This window comes from Pseudomonas putida, from assembly GCF_028682395.1.
Lineage (GTDB): Bacteria > Pseudomonadota > Gammaproteobacteria > Pseudomonadales > Pseudomonadaceae > Aquipseudomonas > Aquipseudomonas putida_AB.
In genome coordinates, this window is the sequence record NZ_JANHLC010000018.1 from 22,923 (window position 1) to 29,504 (window position 6,582).

Genomic DNA, 6,582 nt, shown 5'->3' on the forward strand with positions numbered 1-6,582 from the left:
TGCTCACGCGTTCTGACGATGCTGTTTTTCCAGCTTCTTCTTGATCCTGTCGCGCTTGAGCGTGGACAGGTAATCGACAAACAATTTGCCATTGAGGTGATCGCATTCATGTTGAATACACACGGCCAGCAGGCCTTCGGCGATCATTTCAAACGGCTTGCCGTCACGGTCCAGGGCCTTGATTTTGACTTTTTGCGGGCGGTCGACGTTTTCGTAGAAGCCCGGTACGGACAGGCAACCTTCCTGGTACTGGTCCATTTCGTCGGTCAGTGTTTCAAACTCGGGGTTGATGAACACCCGGGGTTCGCTACGATCTTCACTGAGGTCCATGACCACAATGCGCTGGTGCACATTGACCTGGGTCGCGGCCAGACCGATGCCGGGCGCTTCGTACATGGTTTCAAACATGTCATCGATCAGTTGCCGGACCTTGTCGTCCACCACGGCCACAGGCTTGGCGATGGTACGCAGGCGCGGATCTGGGAATTCGAGGATGTTTAAAATGGCCATAGGCGTATTTGCTGCACTTGTGAGGTAAAGTCAAGGTCGGCTGCCGCCTGGATCGGGGATCTCGGGCAGCCATTGCAAAACGTTCTCCTGGGAGTTGAGCCGCGGGGGCTCTGGCGTTTTACGCGAAGGCACATAATAAAGGGATTCACCGCATGAGGAAATCACTACTCGCCCTGCTGCTATTGGCCTCGGCCGGTATCGTCCAGGCGCAAGTGCAGCTCAAGGAAGGTTATCCACAGCGCTACACCGTGGTACGGGGCGACACACTCTGGGATATTTCCGGAAAATTCCTGCGCGAGCCCTGGAAGTGGCCGGAAATCTGGCATGCCAATCCGCAGATCGCCAATCCGGACCTGATCTATCCCGGCGATTCTCTGACACTGCAGTACGTCGACGGCCAACCGCGCCTGTTGCTTGACCGGGCCGCCAGCCGCGGCACCCTCAAGCTCTCGCCGCACGTGCGCAGCACCCCCATGGCAGAGGCGATCCCGAGTATTCCGCTGGAGTCGATCAACGCCTTTCTGCTCAGCAACCGGATCGTCGATTCGGTCGAAGACTTCAAGAAAGCCCCCTATGTCCTCGCCGGCAATGCCGAGCGGGTACTCAGCGGCGCGGGTGACCGGATCTACGCTCGCGGCCAGTTCGACCCGCAGCACTCGGTCTACGGCATCTTCCGCCAGGGCAAGGTCTACACCGATGCCAAGACCAAGGAGCTTCTCGGGATCAACGCCGATGACATCGGTGGTGGCGAAATCGTTTCAACCGACGGCGACATCGCCACCCTGGCGCTGCAGCGCACCACCGAAGAGGTGCGGATCGGTGACCGCTTGTTCGTCAGCGAGGAACGGCCAATCAATTCCACCTTCATGCCCAGCGCGCCCTCGCGTCCGGTCGAAGGGCTGATTATCGACGTGCCACGCGGCGTCAACCAGGTTGCCAAGTACGATGTGGTGACCCTGAACAAGGGCCGCCGCGACGGCCTGATCGAAGGCAACGTCCTGGCAATCTACAAGACCAGTGAAACCGTACGCGACCGCATCACCGGCGAGCAGGTGAAACTGCCCGACGAGCGCGCCGGCCTGCTGATGGTTTTTCGCACTTATGAAAAGCTCAGCTATGGTTTAGTGCTCAATGCAACGCGCTCCCTCGCGGTGCAGGACAAGGTGCGTAACCCTTAATGGAATAAGTAGGTTACTAACAGACTTATCCACAGCTTGTCCCAAGCCTGAGGGAAGCCGCAGACGATCAAGGATGATCCCATGCCGCTCTCTGTCACCACCGCGGTTTCCCCTGCGGAACTGGAAGCGCGCCTGCGCTTGCATCGCCTGCCCGAGCTGGGCCCGAAAAGATTTCTACGGCTGCTTCAGGCCTTTGGTGGCGCCTCGGCCGCGCTCAGTGCGCCGGCCAGTGCCTGGCGCGCCCTCGGCTTGCCCGCGTGCTGCGCCGAAGGTCGACGCGACAGCCTGGTCCGCGACTCGGCCAGCGCTGCATTGGCCTGGCTAGAGCGGCGCGATCACCAATTGCTGATGTGGGACCAGCCCGGTTATCCCGCGTTGCTGGCCGAACTGGCGGATGCGCCGCCGCTGCTGTTCGTCGCCGGCAACCCCAGCATTCTGGAAAAACCCCAGTTGGCCTTGGTCGGTAGTCGCAACGCTTCGCGTCCAGGCATGGACACCGCCGCAGCCTTTTCCCGCAGCCTGGCCGGGGCAGGATTTGTGATCACCAGTGGCCTGGCCCTGGGGATCGATGGCGCGGCCCATCGCGCGGCGCTGGACATCGGCGGGCACACGATTGGCGTACTGGGCACTGGCCTGGAAAAACTTTATCCACAGCGCCATCGCTCACTCGCCGAACGCATGGTGGCCGAAGGCAGCGCGCTGGTTAGCGAGTTCCCCCTGGAGACCGGTCCCCATGCCAGTCACTTCCCACGCCGCAACCGAATCATCAGCGGCCTCTCCCTGGGTGTGCTGGTGATCGAGGCCGGGGTCGCCAGCGGCTCGCTGATTACAGCGCGACTGGCGGCCGAACAGGGCCGCGAGGTGTTCGCCATTCCCGGCTCGATCCATCATCCCGGGGCACGGGGTTGCCATCGGCTGATTCGCGATGGCGCGACGCTGGTCGAAAGCATCGAGGAAATTCTCCAGGAATTGCGGGGCTGGCGGGTCGTTTCGCCAACGGCGGTCGAGCCCGTCGAGGACAATCCCCTGCTGGCATTGCTGCACGCCGCACCGCAGAGCGCCGAGGCCCTGGCGACGGCCCTGAGCTGGCCGTTGCCACGGATACTGGCAGCACTGACGGAGCTGGAATTACAGGACCGCGTGGTCAACGCCCAGGGACGCTGGCAGGCCTGCAGCAAGGCAAGTGTGAAGGTTCCGACAGGCGCTTAGGTTTTATCGCTAACCTGAGTAAACTGCGCGCAGGCTTATTCTGGAGAACATGTGATGGTCAGCAGCTGGCGGGTACAACAAGCCGCACGAGAAGTACGCGCAGGCGCAGTGATTGCCTATCCCACCGAAGCGGTCTGGGGCCTGGGCTGTGATCCATGGAACGAAGAAGCGGTGGATCGCCTGCTAGCGATCAAGTCCCGCTCGGTGGACAAGGGGCTGATTCTGATCGCCGACAATATCCGCCAATTCGACTTCCTCTTCGAGGACTTCCCCCAGGACTGGCTCGACCGCATGGCCAGCACCTGGCCCGGTCCCAATACCTGGCTGGTGCCCCATCGCGAATTGTTGCCGCAGTGGATCACCGGGGTACACGACACCGTCGCGCTGCGGGTCAGCAACCATCCACAGGTGCGTGAACTGTGCGCCTTGGTCGGACCACTGATCTCGACCTCGGCCAACCCCCAGGGCCGACCGGCCGCACGGACACGCCTGCGTGTGGAACAGTACTTTCGCGGCCAGTTGGATCTGGTGCTGGGCGGCAGCCTGGGCGGGCGGCGCAATCCCAGCGTGATTCGCGACCTGATCAGTGGCGAAGTGGTGCGACCGGGCTGACGGCTCGTTCCCTTCCCCCTGTAGGAGCAGATTCGCGCCTACAGGGGGAGACTTTTAAGGCAACAGAATGGTCGAGCCTGTCGTGCGGCGCGCCGACAGCTCGGTCTGTGCCTGGGCCGCGTCACTCAGGGCATAACGCTGGCTGATGTCGACCTTGATCTGCCCGCCGATAATCATCTCGAACAGCTCATCGGCCATCGCCTGCAGGTTCTCGGCATTGTTGGCGTAGCTGCCAAGGGTCGGCCGAGTCACATAGAGCGACCCCTTGGCCGCCAGGATCCCCAGGTTGACCCCGGTCACCGCGCCCGAAGCATTGCCGAAGCTGACCATCAGCCCACGCGGTGCCAGGCAATCAAGAGACGTTAGCCAGGTGTCATGGCCTACACCGTCGTAGACCACCGGGCATTTCTTGCCGTCGGTCAGTTCCAGCACCCGCTGGGCGACATCCTCATGGCTGTAGTCGATGGTTTCCCAGGCGCCAAGTGCCTTGGCGACGCTGGCCTTGTGCGCCGAGCTGACGGTACCGATCAGTTTCGCACCCAGGGCCTTGGCCCATTGGCACGCCAGTGAACCAACGCCACCGGCGGCGGCATGGAACAGGATGGTTTCACCAGGTTGCACGACATGGGTCTGGCGCAACAGATACTGGACCGTCAGGCCCTTGAGAATCACGGCCGCCGCCTGCTCGAAGCTGATGGCATCGGGCAGCTTCACCAGGTTCGCCGCCGGCAGGGTGTGCAGTTCACTGCAAGCCCCCAACGGGCCGGTGCCATAGGCGACACGGTCGCCCACCCGGAAGCGGGTGACCGCACTGCCCACCGCGTCAACGATTCCCGCACCTTCCGTACCCAGGCCTGACGGCAGGCTCGGCGCAGGGTACAAGCCGCTGCGGTAATAGGTGTCGATAAAATTCAGGCCAATCGCCTGGTTACGCACGCGCACCTGATCGGCCGCTGGTTCAGCGGGCTTGTAGTCGACATATTCGAGGACTTCGGGGCCGCCGTGGGCGCTGAACTGAATACGTTTGGCCATCTGCACTCTCCTTCGGACATTTCGCGAAGGGCCTATCGGACTCCTATGCTTGATCTTCGTCAACTGCGGAGGGTGGTAGCGTGGTGGTATGCTACGCGCCTTTTGCCGCCGGCCTCCCTGCGTACGAAGTGCCGCGTAGCTTTGCCCGATTCAAGGTGATGCCCATGACTAGCCGTACCGAGGCCGTAAAAGCCTATCTGCTCGACCTGCAGGACCGTATCTGCAACGCCCTGGAAACCGAAGACGGCGGCACTCGTTTTGTCGAGGACGCCTGGACCCGCCCTGCCGGCGGCGGCGGCCGGACCCGGGTGATCGAGAACGGTCATGTCATTGAAAAAGGCGGCGTCAATTTTTCCCATGTGTTCGGCAGTGGCCTACCACCCTCCGCCAGCGCTCACCGGCCAGAGTTGGCCGGGCGCGGGTTCGAGGCGCTGGGCGTATCTCTGGTGATCCACCCGCACAGCCCCCATGTGCCAACGTCCCACGCCAATGTGCGGTTCTTCATTGCCGAAAAAGAAGGCGAAGAGGCGGTCTGGTGGTTTGGTGGCGGTTTCGACCTGACGCCCTACTACGCCAACGAAGAAGACTGCGTGCACTGGCACCGTGTCGCCGAACAGGCCTGCGCGCCCTTCGGCGCCGATGTCTATCCGCGCTACAAGGCCTGGTGCGACAGCTACTTCCACCTCAAGCATCGCAATGAGCCACGCGGTATCGGCGGCCTGTTCTTCGACGACCTGAACGAATGGGACTTCGACACCTGCTTCGCCTTTATCCGTGCCATCGGCGACGCCTATATCGACGCCTACCTGCCGATCATCCAGCGCCGCAAGGCCCAGACCTATACCGAGCAACAGCGCGAGTTCCAGGAATTCCGGCGCGGGCGCTATGTCGAGTTCAACCTGGTCTACGATCGTGGCACCCTGTTTGGCCTGCAGTCGGGCGGGCGCACCGAGTCGATCCTGATGTCGCTGCCGCCGCATGTTCGCTGGGGTTATGACTGGAAGGCCGCGCCAGGCAGCGAAGAAGCCCGCCTGACCGAATACTTCCTGCAGGATCGCGACTGGCTGGCCCAGGCCTGAGCCCGAACAGCTAGCCGCCCACCCCCGGCCTCGTGCGAGGCCGCACGAGGAGTCGCCTGATGGACCGTTACGTTGTATTCGGCAACCCGATCGGCCACAGCAAATCGCCGATGATCCATCGCCTGTTTGCCGAACAGACGGGCCAGGTACTGGACTACAGCACCCTGCTGGCACCGCTCGATGATTTTGCCGGCTGTGCCACGGCGTTCTTCCATGAAGGTCGTGGTGCCAATGTCACCGTGCCCTTCAAGGAAGATGCCTATCGATTGGCCAACAGCCTGACGGCGCGGGCGCATCGGGCGGGAGCGGTCAACACCCTGAGCAAGCTGGCCGATGGCAGCCTGTTGGGCGACAACACTGATGGCGCCGGGCTGGTACGCGACCTGACGGTCAATGCCGGGGTCCCCCTGGGCGGCCAACGAATCCTCCTGCTGGGTGCCGGGGGAGCGGTCCGGGGGGCACTCGAACCGCTGCTGGCACAAAGACCGGCATCGGTGGTGATCGCCAACCGCACCGTGGAAAAAGCTGAACTATTGGCCGAGTTGTTCGCTGACCTGGGCCCTGTCTCTGCCAGCGGCTTCGACTGGCTGCAAGAGCCGGTGGACCTGATTATCAACGCCACATCCGCCAGCCTGAGCGGCGATCTGCCGCCCATTGCCGGCAGCCTGATCGAGCCGGGCCACACGGTATGCTACGACATGATGTACGCCAAGGAACCCACTGCATTTTGTCGCTGGGCCAGCGAGCAGGGCGCCAGAATCTCGATGGACGGCCTGGGGATGCTGGCCGAGCAAGCGGCGGAAGCCTTTTACCTGTGGCGAGGCGTGCGGCCGGATACGGCACCAGTGCTGGCTGAGTTGCGGCGCCAGCTGGGGTTGTGACGAGTGTAGGGCTGCGTGCCAGCCAACGGCTCGGGCCCACAGGAAAGAGCGCATTGCATTGACCACAAAAAAGGCCCTTTC

7 protein-coding genes are annotated in these 6,582 nt (G+C 62.5%); 5 read left to right on the forward strand and 2 right to left on the reverse strand.

Annotated features, from left to right (window positions below; translation table 11 throughout):
- Positions 1-3 precede the first annotated feature (3 nt).
- Entirely contained in the window at positions 4-510 is a 507-nt protein-coding gene (def, locus tag NPS46_RS24815; protein ID WP_274111957.1) for a peptide deformylase, read from the reverse strand.
- A 152-nt stretch (positions 511-662) separates the two neighbouring features.
- Here def and NPS46_RS24820 point away from each other — a divergent pair, with 152 nt between their 5' ends.
- From NPS46_RS24820 to NPS46_RS24830, 3 genes are all read left to right on the forward strand, one after another.
- Positions 663-1,688: a LysM peptidoglycan-binding domain-containing protein gene (locus NPS46_RS24820; protein WP_274111959.1), complete on the forward strand. Its 1,026-nt coding sequence runs from the start codon at positions 663-665 to the stop codon at positions 1,686-1,688.
- 81 nt (positions 1,689-1,769) lie between these two features.
- The gene (dprA, locus tag NPS46_RS24825; RefSeq protein ID WP_274111961.1) at positions 1,770-2,897 is read left to right on the forward strand and encodes a DNA-processing protein DprA; all 1,128 of its coding nucleotides are present in this window, start codon (positions 1,770-1,772) and stop codon (positions 2,895-2,897) included.
- 54 nt (positions 2,898-2,951) lie between these two features.
- Positions 2,952-3,509, forward strand: a complete 558-nt coding sequence (locus NPS46_RS24830) for an L-threonylcarbamoyladenylate synthase (RefSeq protein ID WP_274111963.1) — start codon at positions 2,952-2,954, stop codon at positions 3,507-3,509.
- Positions 3,510-3,563: 54 nt separating this feature from the next.
- On the opposite strand, the gene NPS46_RS24835 is transcribed toward NPS46_RS24830, so the two are convergent.
- Positions 3,564-4,541, reverse strand: coding sequence for an NADPH:quinone reductase (locus tag NPS46_RS24835; RefSeq protein WP_274111965.1), 978 nt, complete (start codon positions 4,539-4,541; stop codon positions 3,564-3,566).
- Positions 4,542-4,705: 164 nt separating this feature from the next.
- Here NPS46_RS24835 and hemF point away from each other — a divergent pair, with 164 nt between their 5' ends.
- The gene (hemF, locus tag NPS46_RS24840; protein WP_274111967.1) at positions 4,706-5,620 is read left to right on the forward strand and encodes an oxygen-dependent coproporphyrinogen oxidase; all 915 of its coding nucleotides are present in this window, start codon (positions 4,706-4,708) and stop codon (positions 5,618-5,620) included.
- 59 nt (positions 5,621-5,679) lie between these two features.
- Positions 5,680-6,501 (forward strand): shikimate dehydrogenase, encoded by an 822-nt coding sequence (gene aroE / locus NPS46_RS24845; RefSeq protein WP_274111969.1) that lies wholly within the window; start codon positions 5,680-5,682, stop codon positions 6,499-6,501.
- The last annotated feature ends 81 nt before the right edge of the window (positions 6,502-6,582 follow it).

Excerpts from the sequence above, each read along its gene's own strand:
- def (WP_274111957.1), bottom strand. The coding sequence starts at position 510 with ATGGCCATTTTAAACATCCTCGAATTCCCAGATCCGCGCCTGCGTACC.
- NPS46_RS24820 (WP_274111959.1), top strand. The coding sequence starts at position 663 with ATGAGGAAATCACTACTCGCCCTGCTGCTATTGGCCTCGGCCGGTATC.
- dprA (WP_274111961.1), top strand. The coding sequence starts at position 1,770 with ATGCCGCTCTCTGTCACCACCGCGGTTTCCCCTGCGGAACTGGAAGCG.
- NPS46_RS24830 (WP_274111963.1), top strand. The coding sequence starts at position 2,952 with ATGGTCAGCAGCTGGCGGGTACAACAAGCCGCACGAGAAGTACGCGCA.
- NPS46_RS24835 (WP_274111965.1), bottom strand. The coding sequence starts at position 4,541 with ATGGCCAAACGTATTCAGTTCAGCGCCCACGGCGGCCCCGAAGTCCTC.
- hemF (WP_274111967.1), top strand. The coding sequence starts at position 4,706 with ATGACTAGCCGTACCGAGGCCGTAAAAGCCTATCTGCTCGACCTGCAG.
- aroE (WP_274111969.1), top strand. The coding sequence starts at position 5,680 with ATGGACCGTTACGTTGTATTCGGCAACCCGATCGGCCACAGCAAATCG.